Consider the following 21,375-nt stretch of genomic DNA (forward strand, 5'->3'; position numbering starts at 1 on the left):
GGCCCAGAGGTAGCAGGGTTCCTAGCGCGCCATCTTGATCTGCCGCACGACCGGGATCGTGGGCAGCGAGCCGGTGTGGTCGGTCTCGTCCTTGGCCTGCGGGCCGGCCGGCGCGCGGGCGGTGGCGTCGGGGAAGCGCTGCTTCATCTCGCGCAGGAAGCCGTCGAGCGTGTCGACGCTGGCGGCGAGCTTGGCGATCTCGGCGAATTCGGCGCTGGAGGCCGCGGACGGCTTGCTGGCGATGTCGAACGCGGCCCGGTCGGCGCTCTCGCTCATCAGCGGCGCGTATTTCTCGCGGAAGCGCGACAGGCCGATCGAGTCGTCGGCGAGCGCATAGCCGACGGCGGCGCGGATGATGTCGCTCTTCTCGACCGCATTGAGCGGCTTGAAGTCGCGGAAGCGGTCGCCGTAATAGAGCTCGATCTGCTCGGCGGACTCGCGCCAGCGCCGTGCCGCCCAGAAGATGTCGGAGCGCAGTCGGAGCACCTCGCGCCCGGAGACGTTTGAGACGATGTCGAGCGCGAGATCGTGACGGCCGACGTCGCTCTGCGCCCGCGCTTCCAGCAGCAGGCGCTGCTGCCTGAGCTCTCCGGAGAGATCGCTGATGCGGCTCGCGCGCAGCGCCGTGATCGCCTTGTCGGGCCTGCGATTGGCGAGATAAATCATGGAGAGGCGCGCGGCGACCTGGGCGCGGGCGGCGCCCTCAAGGCGGTGATCGACCTGGTATTGCAAGAGCTCGGCGGCCTGGTCGAGCAGGTCGATCGAGGCGAGACGGTCGGCAAGACGGCGGATCAGCTCGTCGCCACGCCGGCCGATCGGCGTCAGCTCGCGAAACTCGTAGAACATCCCGAGCGACTCGACCACCGGCAGATCGTCACCCTTCGGCCCGAGGAAGATCTGCGTGAACAGCTCGGCGGCAAGGTCCTGGGCCTGGCGCGAGGCTTCGGCGTTCGGCTGGAGCCGGGTCGCCGTGCGCGCCGCCATGAGTGCGTCCCGGTAGCGCCCGTTGTCGGCATACATCTGCGACAGCATCTGCAGCGTCTTGACCTCGATCGAGTCGCCGCGCCAAGTCATCGACAGCGTCTCGAGATCGCGCAGCGCGTCTTCCTTGCTGATCTCGTCGCGCTTCTGCCGCAGCGCGACCTCGAGCTGCTTGGCTTCCGCCGCCGCCAGCCGGTCGTTCGAGGCGACCGCGAACTTGTAATCGTCGAGCGCGTCCTTGTCGTGGCCGAGCGCCTCGGCGAGGCGGCCGCGCAACACCGCAAAGCCGGGCGCGGCCTCGGGCGACAGGCCGACCACCTCGAGCTCGCTGCGCCGCTTGGAGGCACCGGCGTAATCCTTGACCTCGAGCGAAGCCCGCATCGCGTCCATCGTCACGATGCGCTGGATGTCGAGCGGCAGCGAGGCGATGGCGAATTCGACGTTCTTGAATTTTTCGCGCGCGTCCACCCATTTGCCCTGGCGCGCATAGGCGAGCGCCTTCCAGAGCTGGGAGTCGTGGCTGTTGCCGATCGCGGGATTGGCGAGATCCTTCAGGCCCAGCGCCGGCCGGCCGATCAGGATGCTGGCGATCGCATGCATGATCAGCGCGCCGCTCTCCTCCTTGTTGAGCGGATCGGCCAGCATCAATTCGGTGACGGACTTGGCCTCGTGATACATCGCGCGCGACATGTAGAATTGCGCGAGGTCGAGCCGGGGCAGCGAGCGTTGCGCCGGATCGACGGCGGAGATCGCCGTGATCAGATCGCTCTGGCGCGTCCAGAAGTTCTCCGACTGGCCCTTGCGCCAGCTTTCGGGGCTGAAGATCGGACGCACCGCGGTCGGGGCGCGTTCGGCGGAGGTGTCGACCGGCGACAATGTCAGCCCGCCCTTCTTGCCGAGAATGACCTTGTCGGCGCCGACCTCGACGCCGACCTCGTCGGAGTTCGGCCGGATCGCGATGCCGTGCGCGGATTCCAGCAGCGAGAGATCGACGAGGTCCTGCCGCTTGATGAAGCCGCGCACCGGCCGCTGCCCGGTGACGACATAGAGCATGTCGCCGGCATCGGGGTCGGTGAGCTTGTGCAGGAGACCCGGATTGGCGAAGGGGATCGCGATATTGGCGAGCGCGGGATCGGTGATGTTGCGCGACATCATCAGCGGCAGCGGTGTCGCCTGGATCTTGTCGGCGAGCGTCAGCAGCCAGTTGGTCTCCTTGCCGACCTCCTCGCTGGTCAGCGAGTAGACCAGCGGCCGGGTGAGACGGATACGCACCGCCTGCCCCTTGTCGAGCGGCATGCGGCTGACCTCGCCGATCATCGCGCCGCCCTTGGTGCGGATCGCCTCGACGTCGATCGGCTTCGGCGTATCGAACACCAGCCAGACGGTGTCGCCGCGGCGGAACGCGGCCGCCGGCGTCGACACCTGAAGCGGGAACACGACGCGCAGGCCGTCGCTGTCACGGCGCACATCGACGCCGGCAATCGCGGGCTGCGGCGCGACCGGCGCCTCGACAGGTGCAGCTTTGGGAGCTTCCTTGACGGGCTCCTTCGCAGCTTCCTTCACCGCTTCCTTGGGGGCCTCTTTGGGCGCTTCGACAACCGGAGGCTTCGCGAGCGCGGCTGGAGCTTCGGCAACAGCCGGTGCGGGCTTCGGGGCTTCCTTCGCAACGTCCTTGGGCGCTTCCGCGGCGCGCGCAGCGTCTGCTGCGGGAGCCGGCTTCGGCGCTTCGGCGGCCGGCATCGCGGCGGGAGCCTCGGACTTTGTCTCGGGCTTGATGTCGATCTTGGCCTCGCGCGCAATCGCCTCCGAGGTCGGCGGTGCGATCTCGCGATGGGCTTCCTTGGGCTTCTCGGCCGCCGGCTTTTCCGCGGCTGGCGCGGGCCCTTGGGCGGCGGGCTTGGCCTGCGCGATCACGGATTCGGCCGTTGCGGCCATCTTGCCCTTGTCCGGCTGGAAAGAGACGTCGACGACGTAGTTCTTGTCGTCGCGGAAGGAGTGCACGTCGGAATCGCCGATCAGCGCGATCTCGACACTGGTCTGGTCGATGTCGGACTTCTGCTTGATCGAGGCGACGTTCGGCGGCGCGGCGACGACCGCGTCGGCGAGGTCGAAGCTGAGATTGGCGTTGAAGGCGAGCGTGAGCTTCTGCTCGTTGAGCACCGAGGAGACGCCGACGCCGTCGGGCATCTCGAACACGAAGCGCACGAAGGTCGGCTGGATCGAGGCGCGCACACGGATCGGCGGCCGCTTCTTGCTCTCGGCCGCGGCACGCTGGGCGCGCAGGGCCCGCTCGGCGACGCGGGCGCGCTCGGCGAGTTCCTTCACCACTTCGACCGGCAGGCTCGGCGGCGGGCCCTTCCAGCCCTCCGGCAAGAGGTCGATGAAGGTGCGCTCGCCCGCATTCATGGTGTTGACGGTGACGCGCCGCGCCAGCGACAGCCGGATCGCGCTGCCGTCGGGATCGCGGCGGGCAGAGTTGACGTAATCGGGCGCGCCTTCCGGCACGCGGTCGACGGGAACATCGACCGCCCGGTCGAAGCGGATGATGAGGATGGAGCCGGCCGTCGTCACCTCGGACGGAACGTCCTCGCCGAGCTTGATCACCAGGCGGGCAAAGCCGCCGCCGGCCGAAAAGCTGGCCTCGCCCCGGACCACATCGGCGGCGCGGGCAGACACATTGAGGCCGATCGGCAGGCAGGCCGCCAGCAGGGCGACTGTCCGGACATGACGCGACAGCCCCCGCGCCAAGGCGCGGGCTCGCGACACAAATCCAGCGGCAGCCTTCTGCGCCATTGGCGGCATATCTTCCGGTTCGACGGTCTACGCCGGCACTGATGCCGGCCGATGCCCTCGAATGTAGGTTTTGCCAATTAAGGACTTCTTAAGTATGAGCCCTCAATTCGGCTTTTGGGTCGGCTTGCCGTCGATCTTGGGGAGGTCGCCGGCCGAGGCCGATTGATCGCCGCCGCCGTTGGCCCGGCGGGCCATCTCGACCGTCAGCCGCTCGGCGGCCTCCGGCGACATCAGGCCGAGGATGTCCGACATCTTGCGCGGTGCGATCGCCGAGGCGATCTCGATCAGCACGCCCATCTCGAGCCGGTCGAACACCCGCGCGGCGTCCTTCGGCTTCATGCCCTCATACATGGTCACGAGGCCCTTCATGCGCTGGGCCTCGGCGGCCTTCTGCTCGGCCTGGGTCGCGGAGATGCGGGATTCCACCGCCTTCATCTCCTCGACCTTGTTCTCGATGCGCTTCTCGGCCGATTTGAGCAGGCTCTCGCGGATGTCGATCTCGCGCTGGCGGGACTCGATCTCCTGGCGGCGCGCCTGCAGGCGCTCGAGGATCGCGCGTTCCGAGGCCGAGACCTGCGGCTGGGCCTCCTCCACCTTGACCACGGTGCCCTCGGGCTTGGTCTCGGGAGCTGCGGGCTTCGGCGCCTCCTTCGGCGCACCATGGGTCGAGCCGGTGATGTCAGGATCTTCGCGGCCGGTCGGGAAGTTCAGGTTTTCCTGCGCCCAGGATTTCTTCACCTGGTTCGGCTGGTAGTCGAACACATAGCCGCCATTGATCACGAGGCCAGCCACCTTGAGCGTGGCAAGACCTGCGACGGCGACCAGAACAACCGGAATGACGCGGATGTTACGAAAGGATTTCATACCATGGCTTTATGCGGCAATGCCGTTGGACCGCCGGCGCTCGGAGAAGGCTTCGGCCGCAGCCGCCACCGCCTTGGCCGACGAAGGCTTGGCTGCGGGCGCGGCGACCGTTTCCGGACTGGTAACGGGGCGCGCAGCGATCGCGATCTTGGACAGGCGCCGCACCACGTTGTCGGCCTCGCCGAGCTGCTTGTAGAGCTGGTCCGACATCTGGGTCGCCGCAGCGAGCTGGCTGCCGAGGTTCTCGTTGACGTCGCGCACGGCAAGCTTCAGCCCCCCGATCGCGCGCTCGGCGATCTCGGTCGCGGTGATCAGCTCGCCGATGACCGCCTTCAGCGAATGCTCGTCCGCCTTCAGCCGGGTGAGTCGCTTGTTCAGCATGACACAGTAGACGATGGTGAGCATCAACAGGATAGCCACCAGCGTTTCGATTGCCATTCCAAGGGAGTGGTTCATGGGGCCTCCATCATCTTGTTCTGCTCGTCCACCTTCTCGAACATCGCAAGTGTCGTACTTGGCTTGCGCAAGGGTTTCGTCACCCTGATAGCAACGCGTTCTCCGACCCGGCCCATGCGTCCTTCGGTGATCGTGACGTCGCCGCAGCGCACGGTGACGTTGGCATCCGCGCGCATGTCCAGCGGCAGCGTGTCGCCGACCTTCAGCCGCATCAGCTGCTTGAGCGGGATGTCGGCCTCGTAGAGCACGGCATCGACGGAGATCTCGGCCTGCACGATCTCGGTGGCGAAATGGCCCTCCCAGATCGGGTCGCGGCCGAACTTTTCGCCCATGAACATCTGGAGCAGCACGCCCCGGATCGGCTCGATGGTCGCGTAAGGCAGCAGCAGCTCGATATTGCCGCCGCGGTCCTCCATGTCGATGCGCAGGCGGACCAGGATGGCGGCGTTGGCGGGACGGGTGATCGCGGCGAAACGCGGATTGGTCTCGAGCCGGTCGATCGTGAAGGTCACCGGCGACAGCGGCCGGAACGCCTGCTCGGCGTCGGCCAGCACCACCTCGACCAGCCGCTTGACCAGCTCGGTCTCGATCGTGGTGTAGGGCCGGCCCTCGATGCGGAGCTGGCTGGTGCCGCGGCGGCCGCCGAGCAGCACGTCGATCATCGAATAGATCAGGCTGGAATCGACCGTCGCCATGCCGAAATTGTCCCACTCCTCGGCCTTGAACACCGAGAGCACGGCCGGCAGCGGGATCGAGTTCATGTAGTCGCCGAAGCGCACCGAGGTGATGCGGTCGAGCGAGACTTCGACGTTATCGGAGGTGAAATTGCGCAAGGAGGTCGTCAAGAGCCGCACCAGGCGGTCGAAGACGATTTCGAGCATCGGCAGACGCTCGTAGGAGACCATCGCCGAATCGATGATCGCGCGAATGCCGCTGTGGTCGTCGATCGTGACGTCGCCGACCGTGAAGCCGAGGAGGTTGTCGATCTCCTCCTGCGAGAGCACCCGCTCGCCGGAGTTCTTGCCGGCGCCGAGATCGCGGCTGCCGTCCTCGACCATGGCCGCCCATTGCAGGGCCATGGTCTCCGACAATTCGTTCTCGGCGGCGGCCTTTGCGGCCTCCGCGGGATCCTCCGAATCGAGCGACGCCTCCCATTGGGCGGCAATCGCATCCTGGTCCATTTGCTCGTTGCCGGCCATGACGCTAGCCCGTCCCCTTCCGCAGCATCGTCACTGGATCACGACTTCCTTGAACAGCACCGCGCTGACCTGGATCGGGGCGACCGCGGCGTTGACGCGCTTGGTCAGCTCTTCCTTGAGGCGGAAGATGCCGGCGGAGCCGTTGAGGTCGGAGGAGCGCAGCTCGCGCACATAGGTCTGGAAGATGTCGGTGACGCGCGGCATCGCCGGCTTGATCGCCTCGATCTGCTTCTCTTCCTTCAACTCCAGAACGATCTTGAGCTTCAGATATTGCACGCGCTCGCCGGGCGCGCCCGCGAGGTTGACCATCATGTCGGGCACGTCGACGAAGGCCGGCGGCTTCGGCGGGGGCGCGACCTCGGCATGATGCTCGTCGTCGCCGTGGCGGAAGAACAGGAACCAGGTCGCGGCCCCGCCGCCGAGCAGGACCAGCGCGGCGACAACGATCAGGATCAGCTTGAACTTGCTCTTGGGGGCAGCGGCTTCCGCGCCTTCGGCGGCTGCGCCGCCTTCCGCTTCATCTGCCATGATCGTCCGGGCTCGCTCATCTTGTAAAGGGTCGAAAGAGCGAAGCCTCCTGGCAGACAGTGACGCGATACAAATGCCCCAGCGCAATGCGCTCCTCTTACACGCAAACGCTACGGTAATAATGGTTAACGGTTCCTTTCGATCGGCCTTCCGCTAGGAAAATTCTGCCGGGCAAACATGGCTAACAGAACCTTTCTGCCGCCCTCCAGCGCCCTCGAAAAATCAACAAGCCATTGAAAATACATACCTTTCACAGTTGGCACGGCTTTCGCTGAGAGAGGGCCGAGACCGGACGGTTTGGGAGAACCTGACAGTCTCGTTCACGGGGTCCGCCAAGGCGCTTGGGAGAGCGAAATGGCAGATCCCACTCAGGGGAGATTTCCGATGCAGAACGCGCTTCTGATCGGCTTGTCACGGCAGATGACGTTGGAACGGCAGATGGATGTCATCGCCAACAACGTCGCCAATGCCAACACCAACGGCTTCAAGGCCGACCATTCGCTGTTCGAGGAGTTCCTCAACTCGAACGCGCGCGAGGACAATTTCGTCGCCTCCGACCGCCGGGTCTCCTATGTGCAGGACCGCGGCACCTATCGGGACGTCGGCCAGGGGCCGATGGAGCCGACCAACAACCCGCTCGACATGGCGATCGACGGCAACGCGTTCTTCGCGGTGCAGGCCAATGGCGGCGAGCGCTACACCCGCGACGGCAAGTTCTCGCTCAACAGCACCGGCCAGCTCGTCACCTCCGACGGCAACCTCGTGCTCGGCACCGGCGGCCCGATCACCTTCCAGCCGACCGACCACGACATCAACGTCGCCCCCGACGGCACCATCACGGTGCTCGAGGGCACGGCCCGGACCGACTCGATCCGCGGCAAGATCCGCATGGCCGCGTTCGACGATCCGGCCAAGCTGACCAAGCTCGGCGCCAACCTCTACGACGTCGGTTCCGCGGCGGCGCAGGCCGACACCAAGTCGAGCGTGCGCCAGGGCTACATCGAGAAGTCGAACGTGAATTCGGTCGGCGAGATGAGCCGCATGGTCGAAGTCATGCGCAGCTACACCGCCATCGCCAATCTGCTGCAGCAGCAGAGCGACCTCCACAAATCGGCGATCGAGAAGCTCGCCGACGTTCCGGCCTGATTGGGAGAGAACTGACATGCAGGCGCTTCACACCGCAGCGACCGGAATGGCGGCACAGGAACTCAACGTTCAGGTGATCTCCAACAACATCGCCAACCTCCGCACCACCGGCTTCAAGAAGCAGACCGCTTCGTTCCAGGACCTGATCTACGAGCATGTGCGCCGCGTCGGCGCGCAGGCCTCGGACCAGGGCACCATCCTGCCCGTCGGCGTCGACATCGGCGGCGGCGTCAAGACCGTCGGCACGCCGCGCAGCATGACCCAGGGCACGCTGTCGCAGACCGGCAACGACCTCGACCTCGCGATCTCGGGCGAAGGCTTCTTCAAGATCCTGATGCCCGACGGCACCTACCAGTACACCCGCGACGGCACCTTCCAGATGGACAACCAGGGCCGCGTCGTCACCGCCCAGGGCAACCCGGTGCAGCCGACCATCACCATCCCGCAAAACGCGTCGGGCATCTCGGTGAGCGAGCAGGGCCAGGTCTCGGTGACGCTGCCGGGCTCGTCGACCTCCTCGATCATCGGCCAGATCGGCGTGACCCGCTTCATCAACAAGGCCGGCCTGCAGCCGGTCGGCAGCAATCTGTTCACCGAAACCCCCTCGTCCGGCGCGCCGCAGGACGGCACCGCGAACTCCGAAGGCTACGGCAAGATCACGCAGGGCAGCCTCGAGCAGGCCAATGTCGACGTCGTCTCGGAGATGAGCGACCTGATCGCCGCCCAGCGCGCCTACGAGATGAACGCCAAGGTCATCAGCGCCGCCGACCAGATGATGCAATCGACCACGGCGCTGTTCCGCTGAGGTGATGACGATGATCCGCACCGCACTCGCCACGATCTCCGCGCTGCTGCTGCTGGCCCTTCCGGCACAGGCCGCCGACGACGCCATTGCGACGCCGACGCTGCGCGCCAACGTCACCGTGACCTCGGACGTGGTTCGGGTCGGCGATCTCGTCGACAATGCCGGCTCGGCCGCGCTGATCCCGGTCTACCGCTCGCCCGATCTCGGCACCACCGGCGCGCTGCCGGTCGCGCAGGTCCTCGGCGTGCTGCGTGCCAAGCAGGTGATCGGCGTGATGACCGGCGACATCAAGGAAGTCGTGGTCACCCGGCTTGCCCGCACCTTCGCCAACAAGGACCTCGAGAACGCCGTGGCCTCCGCGCTCGAGCGCCGCTTCGGCCTCGGCGATGCCGCCAACATCACCGTCACCTTCGACCGCGGCGCCTCTGACATGCGGCTGGATGCCTCCAACACCGGCGGACTGCAGCCGGTCGCGACCCGCTACGACGCGCGCAGCGGCCGTTTCGACATCGCCTTCGAGATCAGCAACGACAGCAACCCGGCGCCGACCAAGCTGCGCTTCACCGGCACCGCGATCGAGACGGTGGAAGTCGCCGTGCTGACGCGCGACATCGACCGCACCGAGACGCTGAAATCCTCGGACGTCTCCGTGGAGCGCCGGCCGAAGGCCGAGGTCACCGGCGAAGCCGCCTCGCGCGACCGCACCGTCGGCATGCAGTTGCGCCGGCCGATGCGGGCGGGCATGCCAATCCGCGTCGCCGACATCGTCAAGCCCGACTTCGTGCAGCGCGACCAGAGCGTCACCATCATCTACCAGGTGCCGGGCCTCTATCTCACCACGCGCGGCAAGGCGATCGAGAGCGGCGCCGAAGGCGACACCGTCAGCGTGCTCAATCTGCAATCCAAGCGCACGCTGACCGGCGTCGTCACCGGCCGCGGCCAGATCACCGTGCAGGGCGCGAGCCAGTCCGCACCGATGGCACCCGCGGTCGAGCAGACCTCCTCGCTCAAGCGCGACGAAGCGCCCGCCCCCGTCGACACCGCAGCCATCGTCCGGAGCCTGGTCCAGGCCCCGGCGTCACCCGCTCAAGTCGCGCAAGCCCAGATCCCGCAAACTCGCGTCTCGCAAGCTCCAGCCAAGTCAGAGTAAGTCATGTCCTTGTTCAGTTCGGCTTCCCGTCTTCGTCGCATTGCGATCCCTGCCCTGCTGCTCGCCTCTTGCGCGCTGGGCGGCTGCTCCTCGATCGACCGCCTGTCGCAGATCGGCGAGCAACCGAAATTGTCCGCGATCGACAATCCGACGACGCAGCCCGGCTACAAGCCGGTGCAACTGCCGATGCCGAAGCCGGAAGTCGCCTCCTACAATCCGAACTCGCTGTGGCGTAACGGCAGCCGCGCCTTCTTCAAGGACCAGCGCGCCCACCAGATCGGCGACCTCCTCACCGTGACGGTGAACATCACCGACAAGGCCAACCTCTCCAACGAGACCCAGCGCAGCCGCACCAACTCGGAAGACTCAGGGATCACCGATTTCATCGGCTCCAAGACCATTACCCAGGCCAACAAGATCCTGCCCGGCCGCATCCTCACCGCCGACTCCACCGCCTCCAGCGACGGCAAGGGCTCGGTCAATCGCACGGAAGCGTTGCAGACCAACGTCGCCGCGGTCGTCACCCAGGTGCTGCCAAATGGCAACCTCGTGGTCGAGGGCAAGCAGGAGATCCGCGTCAACTACGAGATCCGCGAGCTCATCGTCGCCGGCATCGTCCGCCCCGAAGACATCCAGAGCGACAACACCATCGATTCCACCAAGATCGCGCAGGCCCGTATCGCCTACGGCGGCCGCGGCCAGATCATGGACGTGCAGCAGCCGCGCTACGGCCAGCAAGTCATGGACGTGCTGCTGCCCTTCTAACCTTCTTCAAGAGCTCCCACATCGTGTTCGCGAACCTAGGCGCGAACGACGGTGTACTACGCGGCCCTCGCTAGCTCCCCTGGCGAGGGCCGCATGTGTTTTGGCGAAGGTGCCGCCTCACACTCCGTCATTGCGAGCGCAGCGAAGCAATCCAGACTGCCTCCGCGGAAAGATTCTGGATTGCTTCGTCGCGAAGCGCTCCTCGCAATGACGGCGTGGAGAGAGTTCACGTAAACTCCGCCTCCACCACGCCCAGCCCGTCCAGCTCCATCCGCACCTTGTCGCCGGCTTTCAGCCACAGTGTCTTGACGAGGCTCCCGGTGAGCACGAGCTGTCCCGCGTGCAAGCCCTTGCCTTCGGCGGCGAGGTGGTTGGCGAGCCAGGCGAGTGCGTTGTGGGGATGGCCGAGCACGTCGGCGCCGGTGCCGTGGCTGACTTCCTCGCCGTTGACGATGGCGCGGCCCTTGATCGCTCTCAGGTCCGGCACGGACGAGCGAGGCACCGCCTCGCCCAGCACGCAGCCGGCGGCGAAGAAATCGTCGGCGATCAGCGTCGGCGCGCCCATCGTCTCCCACTTCACATAGCGGTCGTCGACGATCTCGATGGCGGGATGATAGACGTCGACGGCCTCGCCGACCCATTCGGCCGTGAACGGCGCCTCGCCGGCGGCGAGGTTGCGCTTCAGCCGCACCGCGATCTCGCACTCGACGCCGACACGGACATAATTGGAAGCCGCGAGCTTGACGCCGCTGTCATGCACGCCCTTCTGGAACACGCCGCCGCCGCAGGGGTGCGGGATTCCGATATAGTCCTGCATCACCTGGCTGGTGCAGCCGATCTTGTAGCCGACCAGCGGCCCGACATTCTTCAGCAAGAGATCGTGCAGCGCCCGCTGGACCTGGTAGCCTTCGGCCTCGTCATCCGGCGGAACCTCAAGCGCCGCGAGCGGCGCATGGTTGCGGCGCGCCAACGCGATCGCCTTTGCGGCTTCGAGAATTTTATCCATCGGCGCCGACTCCCACGCTACGCACTTGAGAGTGGCACTTGAGCATCCCCGCCCGGGCCTGACAAGCGCGGGCGGCTCTGCCCTCAAGCCTTGACCAGGCCGAGCCGGATCAGGCTCTCGGCCGTGGCAAGCAGCGCTTCGTCATTGGACCGGGGCTGCCAGCCGAGCACCGACCTCGCCTTGGCGCTGGTGGAATGCCGCACCCTTCCGAGCATCGGCACCACGGCCTGCAGCAGGGGAATCCGGCTCGCGGCCAGCCGCACCAGCCAGTCGGGCGCCTGGAACCGCGGAACCCGGCGCGCCCGCGGTCCCAGTTCCCGTCGCAGCACCTTGCCGATGTCGAGGATCGACATGGTCTCGCCGGAGACCGCGATGAAGCGCTCGCCCTTTGCCTCGGGCGCCGTCATCGCCCGCAAATGCAGATCGGCGACGTCGCGGACGTCGACCACGCCGAAATAGACCCGCGGCACCGCCGGCATGGCGCCGTCGAGCAGCGATTTGACGATCTCGATCGAGCCGGAGAAGTCCGGGCCCAGCACCGGACCGAAAACGCCGGCCGGATTGATCACCGACAATTCGAGCCCGCCGCCCTCCTGGGCGATGAAATCCCAGGCCGCCCGCTCGGCCAGCGTCTTGGACTTGATGTAGGGCTGCGCGTCGGAGCCTGTGAGATTGGTCCACTCGGTCTCGTCGAACGGCTTTTCGCGCGGCGGATGGCCATAGCCGATCGCGCCCAGCGAGGAGGTGATGACGACCCGTTTGACGCCGGCCTCGCGCGCGGCGCGCAGCACCCGCAGCGTGCCGTCGCGGGCCGGAATGATCATCTCGTTCTCGTCCTTGGGAACACTGGTCGAGAGCGGCGAGGCGACATGCAGCACGTAGTCGCAACCCGTGACCGACTCGCGCCAGCCGTCGTCGGCAGTGAGATCGGCGGTAAAGAAGGACAGGCTCTCTGGCGCTACCGCCCCGCCCTCACGCAGCATCGCGAGCACATCGGCCTGCCGGTCCGGCCGGCGCACCGTCGTCCGTACCTGATGTCCGGCGGCCAGGAGTTGCAGGATCACATGGATGCCGACAAAGCCGGACCCGCCGGTGACCAGAACGGTGCTCATTGCCAAATTCCCCTCGTTGCGCAGGCCCACGAATTGGTTCCGCCACCCTGCTCAAGGCCGCATCTGGTCACTATCTCCAGGGGGAACAAGTAGAATGGATGTCGAGACCGGTATGGAAAACCTGACCAGCGTTTGCGACGGCGACTGCGATTGCCGCCCGGACCCTGCCCTGCTCTCCGACTTCAAGCGCGCCATCCACGCGCTCGGCGGCAAGTGGAAACTGGAGATCCTGTTCGCGCTGATGAACGGCGCGGTCCGCTTCGGCGCATTGCGGCGCTCGATCGGCGGCGTCACCCAGCACATGCTGACCACGCAACTGCGCGAGCTCGAACAGGACGGCCTGGTGTCGCGCACAGTCCTGGCGGAGAAGCCGTTGCAGGTTGAGTACGAGCTGACCGATGCGGCTTACGGGCTGCTGCCGGCATTTAAGGAAATATTGAGCTGGTCGAGGCTTTATGGGGACGCGCGCCTCGCGGTGTCGCATGAGGCCTGATTGCAGCGATGCTTGATGCAGCTGGATCGGCCGCTCAGCATCCGAGTCGATCTCGTTGATGCGACTCGCAAAATCTCCCGCACATGAAGTGAAGGCCGATTCTCATCCGAACTCACGTGAGCTTGGAGGAATCGAGTCTAGCCCATTGATCGCGATTCACTTTTCGCCATCCTGCTCGCGCGGCGGCAAGCGACGGGCAAAATGCTGGCCGCGGCGCGAAACGGCGCCTTGCGTCCAAAAACAAAGAGCCGCATCGCTGCGGCCCGGGCTCTATTCGTCGCGGTAGACCTTCTCGCGTTTCTCGTGGCGCTCCTGCGCTTCCACCGAGAGCGTGGCGATGGGCCGGGCTTCGAGCCGCTTCAAAGAGATCGGCTCGCCGGTGTCCTCGCAATACCCGTAGGTGTTGTCCTCGATACGCTGGAGCGCGGCGTCGATCTTGGCGATCAACTTGCGCTGGCGGTCGCGGGCGCGGAGTTCGATGGCGCGGTCGGTTTCGGACGATGCCCGATCGGCGAGATCGGGGTGGTTCACGTTCTCCTCCTGCAAGGCTTGCAGGGTGAGCTTGGACTCTTTGAGGATCTCATCCTTCCAGGCGAGGAGCTTCAAACGGAAGTACTCCTTCTGCCGGTCGTTCATGAAAGGCTCTTTTTCGGTCGGTCGGTAGTTTTTCAACTTTTCCAAGGGCGGCCCATCTGTCTAAGCAACGACTCGCTAACGGAACGGGGTCCGTTGAGCGGGGCCTTATATAGCTACGTCCTGTGACAGACAATATTTCCCTCAATCCGAGGTTAGCGCCCCCAAGCCCTTGCACAGGAAGGTTTATCCTGGAGGGCCCGGGGGCGGCCGAAGGCCTAGTATCCGACCGTGAAACGCTGCTTCTGATGGGCCGGCCGCTCGATCTCATCGGCCAGTGCAATGGCGTAGTCGGCGAAGCTGATCCAGCTCTTGCCGTTCGCATCTGCGAGAAGCTGGTCCGTCCCGAGCCGGAACTTGCCCGTCCGGGCGTCCTCAACAAACAGCGCCGACGGCGAGATGAAGGTCCAGTTCAGGTCCTTCTCCTGCCGCAAGAGGTCGAGGAACACCCCGCCCGCCTCCGCCTCAGCCTTGTATTGGGCCGGAAAACCAGGGGTTGTGACCAGTTTGACGCCGGGAGCGACCTCCAGGCTGCCGGCGCCGCCGACGACCAGATAGCGCCCGACCTTCGAATCCTTGGCCGCGCCGATCAGCTTGTGCGGGTCGCTGGCCAGGAAATGGACGGAGCTCACGGCGACGTCGTGCCCGGCCCACAGCCGGGTCAGGCCGGCCTGGTCGAGCACGTCGCCCTTGACCGGGGTGACATCAGGCAGGGCCGCGATCTTCTCGGGGTTCCGGGCGATGGCTGTGACGCTATGGCCGCGGCGGGACAGTTCCTTGGTGATCTCCGACCCGGCCCGGCCCGAGGCGCCGGCAACTGCGATTTTCATGGAAGGCTCCTTTGCTTCTATAGTAACTAACGGTGACTAGATATCGCAAAGGATGCTGGTGTTAAGAGAGCACTTTGTGCTTACTTGATAACGCAAGAGTAACCGGCGCGCGACCGGAACGGATTCTGAGGGCCCGACGATGAAACCCGATGTCTATGCAGCGAACTGCCCCACCCGCCAGATCCTCGATCGGGTCGGCGATAAATGGGCGGTGCTGATCCTCTTGCTGCTGCGCGAAGAGCCCATGCGCTTCAATCAGTTGCGACGGACGATTGAAGGCATTTCGCAGAAGATGCTGAGCCAGGTTCTCAAATCGCTCGAACGCGACGGCCTGATCAAGCGCCGCGCCATCGCGACCGTGCCTGTCACCGTCGAGTATTCGATCACGCAGCTCGGCGTGACGCTGGCGGCCGCCGTCGATCCGCTGCGCGATTGGGCCGAGCAGAATTTGAAAGACGTGCTCGCCGCCCAGCGCCGTTACGACGCGCAGTTGAAGGAGGAAGCGGCGTAAGCAGGTGCGAAGCGCTTATGAGGAGCTCCGTCATCCCCGCGGGAGCGCCTAGCGCTCGTCGCTGGAGGTGCGAGTGGTGCGATGCAAAGCATCGCGCCGGGAGCCTCGAAGGATGTACGGCCGAGATGCTTCCGCTACGCTCCGGCGCCTCCAGCGACAATGGCTTCGCCATTGCGCGGGGGTGACGGATAACGACTAAGCCTGCCCGGCCTTCGCCAGCTCGACCTCGACGCGCAGCTCGATCTCGGACAGTACCGAGTCCAGGCCCGGATCACCCGAGGACGATTTCAAATTCGCCGCCGCATCGCGCAGCCGCAACACGGTCGACTTGTCGAGATTGCCGGACAAGAGTCCCATCTTGAGATCGTCGAGCACGTCGAGCGCGGTCTTGCCGCGGGCGACCGAGCGCTTGCGGCGCTCGACCGGGTCTTCCTCGATGCCTTGCAGCGCGAGCAGGCCATCGATGTTGGTTGCCGCTTTCGGCGCCGCGGCGCTCCGCGTCTCCTGCGCCGACGAGGTGTCGGGCAACACGAAGGTGCCGGAGCTCGTCCGCCTGGCCTGGCTGGCCGGCGCTCCAAGCGTGGTGCCGTTCGGTCCGTAGATGCGCATCGGAAGCAATCCGGGTGATCGATGCGCCACATTCGCCGCTTTATGGTTAACGAGGCGTAAACGGCCCGGCAAAATCTGCCGCCAGGCGGCAGTTTCGCTCCCCAGGGACAACGCCCGCTGACACCGGTCGAAACAGATTTAGTCAACCTATTCAGCGACCTACCTCCCTTGCCCCGGGTTGGCACAGCGCTCGCAAGGAAAGCGCCGGACCAGCTCGGCATGGGAGTGTCGGGGTTGGTCCGAGATTTGAGGAGCCTCGGGGAGTTGGGGATGCCAGGCGTTCGTTGGGTGGGGATTGTTGGGGTGGCCTGCGCCGCGCTGTCAGCGCTGGTGCTCTCGGTCGCGCCTGCAAGCGCGACCTCGCGCATCAAGGACCTCGCCAATATCGAGGGCGTTCGACAGAACCAGCTCATCGGCTACGGCCTCGTCGTCGGCCTCAACGGCACCGGCGACACCCTCAACAACATCCCCTTCACCAAACAGTCGCTGCAGGCGATGCTCGAGCGCATGGGCGTCAACATCCGCGGCGCCACTATCCGCACCGGCAACGTCGCCGCCGTGATGGTGACCGGCAATCTGCCGGCCTTCGCCACCCAGGGCACGCGCATGGACGTCACCGTGTCCGCGCTCGGCGATGCCAAGAACCTCCAGGGCGGCACCCTGCTCGTCACCCCCCTGCTCGGCGCCGACGGCAACGTCTATGCGGTGGCGCAGGGTTCGCTCGCGATCTCCGGCTTCCAGGCCGAGGGCGAGGCCGCCAAGATCGTGCGCGGCGTGCCGACCGTGGGCCGCATCGCCAACGGCGCCATCATCGAGCGCGAGATCGAATTCGCGCTCAATCGCCTGCCGAACGTGCGCCTGGCGCTGCGCAACGCCGACTTCACCACCGCCAAGCGCATCGCGGCGGCGGTCAACGACTATCTCGGCGTCAAGACCGCCGAGCCGATCGATCCCTCGACGGTTCAGTTGTCGGTCCCGCCGGAGTTCAAGGGCAACGTCGTCGCCTTCCTCACCGAGATCGAGCAGCTCCAGGTCGATCCTGACCTGGCCGCCAAGATCATCATCGACGAGCGCAGCGGCATCATCGTGATGGGGCGCGACGTGCGCGTCGCCACCGTCGCCGTCGCCCAAGGCAACCTCACCGTCACGATCTCCGAGAGCCCGCAGGTGAGCCAGCCCAATCCGCTGTCGCGCGGCCGCACCGTGGTCGCGCCGCGCAGCAGCGTCAGCGTCACCGAGGACGGCAAGAAGCTGGCCCTCGTCAAGGACGGCGTCTCGCTCCAGCAGCTCGTCGACGGCCTCAACGGCCTCGGCATCGGCCCCCGCGACATGATCAGCATCCTCCAGGCGATCAAGGCCGCCGGCGCGATCGAAGCCGACATCGAGGTGATGTAATGCAGGCCAGCGCCATCAACACCCCGCGCACCGCCGCCTCCTCGGCCTTCTCGGTGGAGAGCCGCAACGGCCGCCCCGATTTCGAGCTCGCCGCGGCGCTGCAAAAGGTCTCGCCGCAGCAACAGTCCAAGGCGCAGAAGACCGCCACCGATTTCGAGGCGATGTTCCTCAACAGCATGTTCTCGCAAATGACGTCCGGCCTGAAGGGCGAAGGCCCGTTCGGCGACACGCCGGGCACCGGCGTGTGGCGCTCGATGCTCACCGAACAATATTCCAAGAACTTCGCCAAGGCCGGCGGCGTCGGTGTCGCCACCGAAGTCTACCGCACCCTCATCATGCAGCAGGCGACAACCATCCGCACGGCATAAGGTCAAACGAGATGAACCAGTTCAATGCCTCACGTCAGCCGATGCAGGCGCAGCGTGCGAACACCGCGCCCGGCAATGCCGAGGCGCGCAAGGTCGCCGAGCAGCTGATGGACGCGATGAACGCCCTGCTCGCGCTGATCGAGCGCGAGACCGAGCTGGTTCGCGCCGGCAAGGTCCGCGAAGCCATGACTCTCGAGAGCAAGAAGCAGGAGCTGTCGCGCAACTATGTCCTCGCCGTCAGCGAGTTGAAGGCGAACCAGCCTCAGCTGGCGAAATCCGCGCCCGAGCTGCTGTCGACACTGCATCGGCACCACGATGCATTCCGCGCGATGCTCCAGGTCAATCTCACCGTGCTCGCAACCGCACACGCGGTCTCGGAGAGCGTCGTGCGCGGCGTCAACGCCGAGATCCAGAAGCGCAACGTGCCGAACACCTACACGGCTGCCGGCCGCCGCGCCACGCCGGGCCCGCGCCACATCACGCCGCTCGCGGTCAGCCGCTCGCTCTGAGCGCACGCAAGAACAAGCTTTCAATTTTACGAAAAATCGCGCGGCGATGTCGTTGCGCGATTAGGCACGTTTGCTTACCGGGTCTTCAAACCTGGTGTTCCATGGTTGCGCATTGAGAGGGGTTGGGATTTGACTCACGTGAGGCAACCAGGAGGCTGCCATGAGTACAGATTTCAGCATCAGGCCGGTGGGGATACCGGCCCCCGTGCAGATTGTCACGACGTCGAATTCGGCGGCGAACGAGGCCGTGCAAACTGATTTGCCGGTGAGCCAGACGGTCGCCGCGAGCGACACCAGCGCTCCCCTCCGCAATGATCCGCAGAACAACGAGAACATCTCGCGACAGGTCGTGTTCGACCAGGCGGCGGCGTCCTTCGTCTTTCAGGTGGTCAACGACAAGACCGACGCCGTGGTCAACCAGTTCCCCGACGAAGCCATGCTGCGCCGGCGAGCCTATTTCCATGCAGAGGATCTGAAGTCCCAGCCCTCGCGTCCGCTCAACACGGACCTCAGCGCCTGACGATCAGGTGTCGCGCGTGGCGACGGCGCTGTCGAGATAGGTCGAGCCGGTCGCGGGATCGGTGACGACATTCTTGATCTGCGCCTTGCCGTTACCGGTCAGCAAGAACTTGGTATTGCCGAAACGGAACGACGAGTCCTTGATCAGGACCTGCTGGTACTGCGACGTGCCGGCGCTTTCATAGTGGACCTGGGCGCGAAAGCCGTCGACGTTGCTGACGGCGAGCGAGAACGTCTTGCCGTCCGGATATTTTCCGGTCCAGGTGCCCTGGTACAACTCCGGGTCGACCGCCACGTATTTCGTCTTGCTCGGAACCGACATGCCGGCCGATTTATACGAGCTCGACAGGATGCTCATAAGGTCGGCCACGGCAAGGCTCCTCTCACGACCGCCCGGACAGACCGGCGGCAATGTTCCGGTTGATCTCGATCAGCGGACGGAAATGGTCGAACTGCGGGCTCATCTGCAGCGCGGCGGTCTGGCTCAGCACGAACACGCTGATGTTGGCGATCTTCTGCCGGACATCGAGCGGCTGCGGGTTGGTCTCGCGCATGGCCTCGCTCAGGAAGATCGTCCAGAGCTTGCGGTTGAACATCAGCGCCTGCCGAGTCTCCTCGCTGAAGGGATTGTCACTGTTGATCGCATCCTGCAGCTTGTTGGCGGCCTTGAGCAGGGTCTGCGCCTCGATGTCACGAGGAGATGCAGTGGTCGCGGCTACACGCGCATAGGCCGAAGCAGCAGAACTCGACATTGATCACCCTGGAGGTTTCCTCGCCCATCCCACGGGCTTAAGGATTTATTTTCCAGACCCTAGGCAGCGCCGCTTAAGATTTGCTTACGTGAGAGTGCGGACGGTCTCCGAACAATTACGGGCCGCGGAGTCTGGAGCATGATCCGGAAACGTCTGAAGCGGTTTTCCCTCGCGACAAACGCGGAACGCGTTTGCGCGGAGATCATGCTCAAACAAGCGCGCACTGTAAACGCCTGCGTCGCGTCATGCGCTGACTTCGGCTAATCGAGCGTTAGCGATCTCACTCAAAAGAGCGGCGAGGCATTGGCCTCGCCGAACTTCCATTCGTTGCGGCCGTCAGCGTCGCGCTTAACGAAGCAGCTGCAGAACACTCTGCTGCGACTGGTTGGCGAGCGACAACGCGGAGACTGCGATCGACTGGCGCGTCGAGAGCGCCTGACTGTTGGCCGCCTCCTCGTTGGTGTCCGCAAGCGTCAGGTTCGAGGAGCCGGTCTGCAGCACGTTGATCAGGTTCTTGCTGAAGTCCTGGCGGATCTGCACGATCGAGAGGTTCGAACCAAGCGTCGACGCCTCGGAGCGCAGAGTGGTGCTGGCCGCGTTGAGCGAAGTCAGAATGGTGTTCGCCGAATTCGAGTCCAGGAAATCAACGCCCTGGTTCAAGGGCGCAAGGCTGAGGCCGGCGTCGTTGAGAGTCACGCCTTGAATGGTCAGCGTCGAACGTCCCGTTTCGTTGAACACGAGCTTGAGCGTATCGCCGTTCAGCAGGTTCACGCCGTTGAACGAGGCGTCTTGCGCGGTGGTGTTGATCTGCGCGAGCACGTTGTTGTACTGCGCGACGAGATTGGCGCGTGTGGACTGCGAATTCGCGTCCGCGACGGGCGGTTGCGGGATCAGACCATAGAAGGGCTGACCGCTCGCCGCAGCCGTGCCACCGATTGCGCCCATCGTCAGGGAAGCCGCATCGTTGGAGGTCACGATATTGATGTGACCCGTCGGGTCGATCGTTGCTTGCAGATTGTTCGGCGCCAGCGCCGCATTGAGCTGATTGAGCGTGGAGACCTGCCCGGTGCCGGCGCCGAAGGTGATGCTGGTGAGGGTGCCGCTACCGGTAGCGCCGATCGTCAACGTCTTGCCGCTGAGCGGGGGCGGGACGCGGGCGGTGGTGCCGGCGGTGAGGCCGAGCGCAGTGAGCACGTTGCCCGAGCCGGAGATCGCAAGGTCCTGGTTCGTACCCGTGCTGAGCACGAGCTGGCCGGTACCGTTGACGGTCGAGGGCGTCGCGGCTCCGGTGATACCGTCGATCGCGCTCAGCACGGTCTGCACCGTAAGGGTGCTGCCGGTGCCGATGCCGATCGTGACGTTGCCGAACGAGTCGGTGGTCGAGGTGGTCTGCGCATTCGAGAAGGTGATCGTGTGGCCGTCGACGGTCAGGACCGAGCCGTTGACGACAGCGGTGTTGAGGTTGAGCAGCTGGGTCGTCGGCGTAATGTTTGCGGCGCCGCTGTCGGTGACGGTAGCGCCCGTGACCGTGGCGTTGGTGTATGCGCTGCCCAGCAGGTTGTTGGCGGTTGCACCGGTGATCGCGGCCGACGTCACGTTGGACTTGGGAGAATAGCCCGTCGGGCTTTGCAGCACCTGGCTGGCAATCGACTTGGCGCTGTCGACCAGCTTCTGCAGCGAGGTGATGCCGGTATTGGCCGCCTGCAGCACCTGCACGCCGTTGTTGATGCCGTCGAGGAGATTGCTGATGTCGCCGGCGCGATTGTCGAGCCCCTGGGCGGTGAAGAAGTTGGTCGGGTTGTCCAGTGCCGTATTGACCTTCTTGCCGCTCGCAAGGCGCTGCTGCGTGGTGGCGAGCAGGTCGGCTGTCGACTGCAGTGACAACAGGTTCTGGCGAACTGATGCCGAGAGAACGATGTTGGACATTGGCGGATCTTCCTCTTGAAGCACG

23 protein-coding genes are annotated in these 21,375 nt (G+C 65.3%); 10 read left to right on the forward strand and 13 right to left on the reverse strand.

The features are described 5' to 3' along the window. Window positions 1–21 precede the first annotated feature (21 nt). The 5 genes from VGR99_RS22470 to fliL all read right to left on the reverse strand — a co-directional run bounded on the left by VGR99_RS22470 (window position 22) and on the right by fliL (window position 6,821). Window positions 22–3,774, reverse strand: a complete 3,753-nt coding sequence (locus tag VGR99_RS22470; protein ID WP_326901386.1) for a tetratricopeptide repeat protein — start codon at window positions 3,772–3,774, stop codon at window positions 22–24. Window positions 3,775–3,876: 102 nt separating this feature from the next. Beyond that, on the reverse strand, window positions 3,877–4,638 hold the full coding sequence (locus tag VGR99_RS22475; protein ID WP_326901387.1) for a flagellar protein FlbB: 762 nt from the start codon (window positions 4,636–4,638) through the stop codon (window positions 3,877–3,879). Window positions 4,639–4,647: 9 nt separating this feature from the next. Next, entirely contained in the window at window positions 4,648–5,094 is a 447-nt protein-coding gene (locus VGR99_RS22480) for a DUF6468 domain-containing protein (RefSeq protein ID WP_326901389.1), read from the reverse strand. Further along, a complete protein-coding gene (gene fliM, locus VGR99_RS22485; protein WP_326901390.1) occupies window positions 5,091–6,293 on the reverse strand; it encodes a flagellar motor switch protein FliM in 1,203 nt (400 codons plus the stop codon). The genes VGR99_RS22480 and fliM overlap by 4 nt, the downstream gene beginning before the upstream one ends. Window positions 6,294–6,323: 30 nt before the next feature. Beyond that, complete coding sequence (fliL, locus tag VGR99_RS22490) at window positions 6,324–6,821, reverse strand: flagellar basal body-associated protein FliL (protein WP_326901392.1); 498 nt, start codon at window positions 6,819–6,821, stop codon at window positions 6,324–6,326. Window positions 6,822–7,205: 384 nt separating this feature from the next. On the opposite strand from fliL, the gene flgF reads away from it, so the two are divergent. Genes flgF through flgH form a run of 4 tightly spaced genes read left to right on the forward strand, consistent with a single transcriptional unit; the run spans window position 7,206 to window position 10,687 of the window. Continuing rightward, window positions 7,206–7,967 carry a flagellar basal-body rod protein FlgF gene (gene flgF, locus VGR99_RS22495; protein WP_326901393.1) on the forward strand — a complete coding sequence of 254 codons (762 nt, stop codon included), beginning with the start codon at window positions 7,206–7,208 and terminating at the stop codon, window positions 7,965–7,967. A 16-nt stretch (window positions 7,968–7,983) separates the two neighbouring features. Next, window positions 7,984–8,772 (forward strand): flagellar basal-body rod protein FlgG, encoded by a 789-nt coding sequence (gene flgG, locus VGR99_RS22500; RefSeq protein ID WP_326901395.1) that lies wholly within the window; start codon window positions 7,984–7,986, stop codon window positions 8,770–8,772. A gap of 10 nt (window positions 8,773–8,782) precedes the next feature. Next, window positions 8,783–9,922, forward strand: coding sequence for a flagellar basal body P-ring formation chaperone FlgA (flgA, locus tag VGR99_RS22505; protein ID WP_326901396.1), 1,140 nt, complete (start codon window positions 8,783–8,785; stop codon window positions 9,920–9,922). Window positions 9,923–9,925: 3 nt separating this feature from the next. Further along, window positions 9,926–10,687, forward strand: a complete 762-nt coding sequence (flgH, locus tag VGR99_RS22510) for a flagellar basal body L-ring protein FlgH (RefSeq protein WP_326901397.1) — start codon at window positions 9,926–9,928, stop codon at window positions 10,685–10,687. Between the two features lie 226 nt (window positions 10,688–10,913). On the opposite strand, the gene VGR99_RS22515 is transcribed toward flgH, so the two are convergent. Beyond that, window positions 10,914–11,693, reverse strand: coding sequence for a 2-keto-4-pentenoate hydratase (locus VGR99_RS22515; protein WP_326901398.1), 780 nt, complete (start codon window positions 11,691–11,693; stop codon window positions 10,914–10,916). 83 nt (window positions 11,694–11,776) lie between these two features. Further along, window positions 11,777–12,805, reverse strand: coding sequence for an aldehyde reductase (locus tag VGR99_RS22520; protein ID WP_326901400.1), 1,029 nt, complete (start codon window positions 12,803–12,805; stop codon window positions 11,777–11,779). A 94-nt stretch (window positions 12,806–12,899) separates the two neighbouring features. Here VGR99_RS22520 and VGR99_RS22525 point away from each other — a divergent pair, with 94 nt between their 5' ends. Continuing rightward, the gene (locus VGR99_RS22525) at window positions 12,900–13,298 is read left to right on the forward strand and encodes a helix-turn-helix domain-containing protein (protein ID WP_326901402.1); all 399 of its coding nucleotides are present in this window, start codon (window positions 12,900–12,902) and stop codon (window positions 13,296–13,298) included. Window positions 13,299–13,568: 270 nt separating this feature from the next. On the opposite strand, the gene dksA is transcribed toward VGR99_RS22525, so the two are convergent. Together dksA and VGR99_RS22535 are read right to left on the reverse strand one after the other, a co-directional pair. Next, on the reverse strand, window positions 13,569–13,934 hold the full coding sequence (dksA, locus tag VGR99_RS22530; RefSeq protein ID WP_008554760.1) for an RNA polymerase-binding protein DksA: 366 nt from the start codon (window positions 13,932–13,934) through the stop codon (window positions 13,569–13,571). Between the two features lie 215 nt (window positions 13,935–14,149). Further along, window positions 14,150–14,761 carry an NAD(P)-dependent oxidoreductase gene (locus VGR99_RS22535; protein ID WP_326901451.1) on the reverse strand — a complete coding sequence of 204 codons (612 nt, stop codon included), beginning with the start codon at window positions 14,759–14,761 and terminating at the stop codon, window positions 14,150–14,152. 139 nt (window positions 14,762–14,900) lie between these two features. Between VGR99_RS22535 and VGR99_RS22540 the strand changes: the two genes are divergently transcribed. Then, a complete protein-coding gene (locus VGR99_RS22540) occupies window positions 14,901–15,272 on the forward strand; it encodes a helix-turn-helix domain-containing protein (RefSeq protein WP_326901452.1) in 372 nt (123 codons plus the stop codon). Window positions 15,273–15,467: 195 nt separating this feature from the next. On the opposite strand, the gene VGR99_RS22545 is transcribed toward VGR99_RS22540, so the two are convergent. Continuing rightward, window positions 15,468–15,881 carry a flagellar assembly protein FliX gene (locus VGR99_RS22545; RefSeq protein WP_326901454.1) on the reverse strand — a complete coding sequence of 138 codons (414 nt, stop codon included), beginning with the start codon at window positions 15,879–15,881 and terminating at the stop codon, window positions 15,468–15,470. 270 nt (window positions 15,882–16,151) lie between these two features. Between VGR99_RS22545 and VGR99_RS22550 the strand changes: the two genes are divergently transcribed. The 4 genes from VGR99_RS22550 (at window position 16,152) to VGR99_RS22565 (ending at window position 18,673) form a co-directional block, all read left to right on the forward strand. Beyond that, entirely contained in the window at window positions 16,152–17,276 is a 1,125-nt protein-coding gene (locus tag VGR99_RS22550; RefSeq protein ID WP_326901457.1) for a flagellar basal body P-ring protein FlgI, read from the forward strand. Continuing rightward, a complete protein-coding gene (gene flgJ, locus VGR99_RS22555) occupies window positions 17,276–17,644 on the forward strand; it encodes a flagellar assembly peptidoglycan hydrolase FlgJ (RefSeq protein ID WP_326901459.1) in 369 nt (122 codons plus the stop codon). The genes VGR99_RS22550 and flgJ overlap by 1 nt, the downstream gene beginning before the upstream one ends. Before the next feature lie 11 nt (window positions 17,645–17,655). Beyond that, entirely contained in the window at window positions 17,656–18,153 is a 498-nt protein-coding gene (locus VGR99_RS22560) for a hypothetical protein (RefSeq protein WP_326901460.1), read from the forward strand. A gap of 160 nt (window positions 18,154–18,313) precedes the next feature. Beyond that, on the forward strand, window positions 18,314–18,673 hold the full coding sequence (locus tag VGR99_RS22565) for a hypothetical protein (RefSeq protein WP_326901461.1): 360 nt from the start codon (window positions 18,314–18,316) through the stop codon (window positions 18,671–18,673). A gap of 3 nt (window positions 18,674–18,676) precedes the next feature. Here VGR99_RS22565 and VGR99_RS22570 read toward each other — a convergent pair whose 3' ends face one another. From VGR99_RS22570 to VGR99_RS22580, 3 genes are all read right to left on the reverse strand, one after another. After that, a complete protein-coding gene (locus VGR99_RS22570) occupies window positions 18,677–19,042 on the reverse strand; it encodes a hypothetical protein (protein ID WP_326901463.1) in 366 nt (121 codons plus the stop codon). Window positions 19,043–19,055: 13 nt separating this feature from the next. Further along, complete coding sequence (gene flaF / locus VGR99_RS22575) at window positions 19,056–19,424, reverse strand: flagellar biosynthesis regulator FlaF (protein WP_326901465.1); 369 nt, start codon at window positions 19,422–19,424, stop codon at window positions 19,056–19,058. 348 nt (window positions 19,425–19,772) lie between these two features. Further along, window positions 19,773–21,350 (reverse strand): flagellin, encoded by a 1,578-nt coding sequence (locus VGR99_RS22580; protein ID WP_326901467.1) that lies wholly within the window; start codon window positions 21,348–21,350, stop codon window positions 19,773–19,775. Window positions 21,351–21,375 lie beyond the last annotated feature (25 nt).

This window comes from Bradyrhizobium sp., from assembly GCF_035935975.1.
Classification (GTDB): Bacteria; Pseudomonadota; Alphaproteobacteria; order Rhizobiales; family Xanthobacteraceae; genus Bradyrhizobium.

What these genes read in the sequence shown, in the direction of transcription:
- VGR99_RS22525 (WP_326901402.1), top strand. Translation starts at nt 12,900, where the DNA reads ATGGATGTCGAGACCGGTATGGAAAACCTGACCAGCGTTTGCGACGGC.
- fliM (WP_326901390.1), bottom strand. Translation starts at nt 6,293, where the DNA reads ATGGCCGGCAACGAGCAAATGGACCAGGATGCGATTGCCGCCCAATGG.
- VGR99_RS22580 (WP_326901467.1), bottom strand. Translation starts at nt 21,350, where the DNA reads ATGTCCAACATCGTTCTCTCGGCATCAGTTCGCCAGAACCTGTTGTCA.
- flgF (WP_326901393.1), top strand. Translation starts at nt 7,206, where the DNA reads ATGCAGAACGCGCTTCTGATCGGCTTGTCACGGCAGATGACGTTGGAA.
- flgG (WP_326901395.1), top strand. Translation starts at nt 7,984, where the DNA reads ATGCAGGCGCTTCACACCGCAGCGACCGGAATGGCGGCACAGGAACTC.
- VGR99_RS22535 (WP_326901451.1), bottom strand. Translation starts at nt 14,761, where the DNA reads ATGAAAATCGCAGTTGCCGGCGCCTCGGGCCGGGCCGGGTCGGAGATC.
- VGR99_RS22480 (WP_326901389.1), bottom strand. Translation starts at nt 5,094, where the DNA reads ATGAACCACTCCCTTGGAATGGCAATCGAAACGCTGGTGGCTATCCTG.
- VGR99_RS22520 (WP_326901400.1), bottom strand. Translation starts at nt 12,805, where the DNA reads ATGAGCACCGTTCTGGTCACCGGCGGGTCCGGCTTTGTCGGCATCCAT.
- flgA (WP_326901396.1), top strand. Translation starts at nt 8,783, where the DNA reads ATGATCCGCACCGCACTCGCCACGATCTCCGCGCTGCTGCTGCTGGCC.
- flgH (WP_326901397.1), top strand. Translation starts at nt 9,926, where the DNA reads ATGTCCTTGTTCAGTTCGGCTTCCCGTCTTCGTCGCATTGCGATCCCT.
- VGR99_RS22550 (WP_326901457.1), top strand. Translation starts at nt 16,152, where the DNA reads ATGCCAGGCGTTCGTTGGGTGGGGATTGTTGGGGTGGCCTGCGCCGCG.
- fliL (WP_326901392.1), bottom strand. Translation starts at nt 6,821, where the DNA reads ATGGCAGATGAAGCGGAAGGCGGCGCAGCCGCCGAAGGCGCGGAAGCC.
- flgJ (WP_326901459.1), top strand. Translation starts at nt 17,276, where the DNA reads ATGCAGGCCAGCGCCATCAACACCCCGCGCACCGCCGCCTCCTCGGCC.
- VGR99_RS22515 (WP_326901398.1), bottom strand. Translation starts at nt 11,693, where the DNA reads ATGGATAAAATTCTCGAAGCCGCAAAGGCGATCGCGTTGGCGCGCCGC.
- VGR99_RS22475 (WP_326901387.1), bottom strand. Translation starts at nt 4,638, where the DNA reads ATGAAATCCTTTCGTAACATCCGCGTCATTCCGGTTGTTCTGGTCGCC.
- dksA (WP_008554760.1), bottom strand. Translation starts at nt 13,934, where the DNA reads ATGAACGACCGGCAGAAGGAGTACTTCCGTTTGAAGCTCCTCGCCTGG.
- flaF (WP_326901465.1), bottom strand. Translation starts at nt 19,424, where the DNA reads ATGTCGAGTTCTGCTGCTTCGGCCTATGCGCGTGTAGCCGCGACCACT.
- VGR99_RS22470 (WP_326901386.1), bottom strand. Translation starts at nt 3,774, where the DNA reads ATGGCGCAGAAGGCTGCCGCTGGATTTGTGTCGCGAGCCCGCGCCTTG.
- VGR99_RS22565 (WP_326901461.1), top strand. Translation starts at nt 18,314, where the DNA reads ATGAGTACAGATTTCAGCATCAGGCCGGTGGGGATACCGGCCCCCGTG.
- VGR99_RS22545 (WP_326901454.1), bottom strand. Translation starts at nt 15,881, where the DNA reads ATGCGCATCTACGGACCGAACGGCACCACGCTTGGAGCGCCGGCCAGC.
- VGR99_RS22560 (WP_326901460.1), top strand. Translation starts at nt 17,656, where the DNA reads ATGAACCAGTTCAATGCCTCACGTCAGCCGATGCAGGCGCAGCGTGCG.
- VGR99_RS22540 (WP_326901452.1), top strand. Translation starts at nt 14,901, where the DNA reads ATGAAACCCGATGTCTATGCAGCGAACTGCCCCACCCGCCAGATCCTC.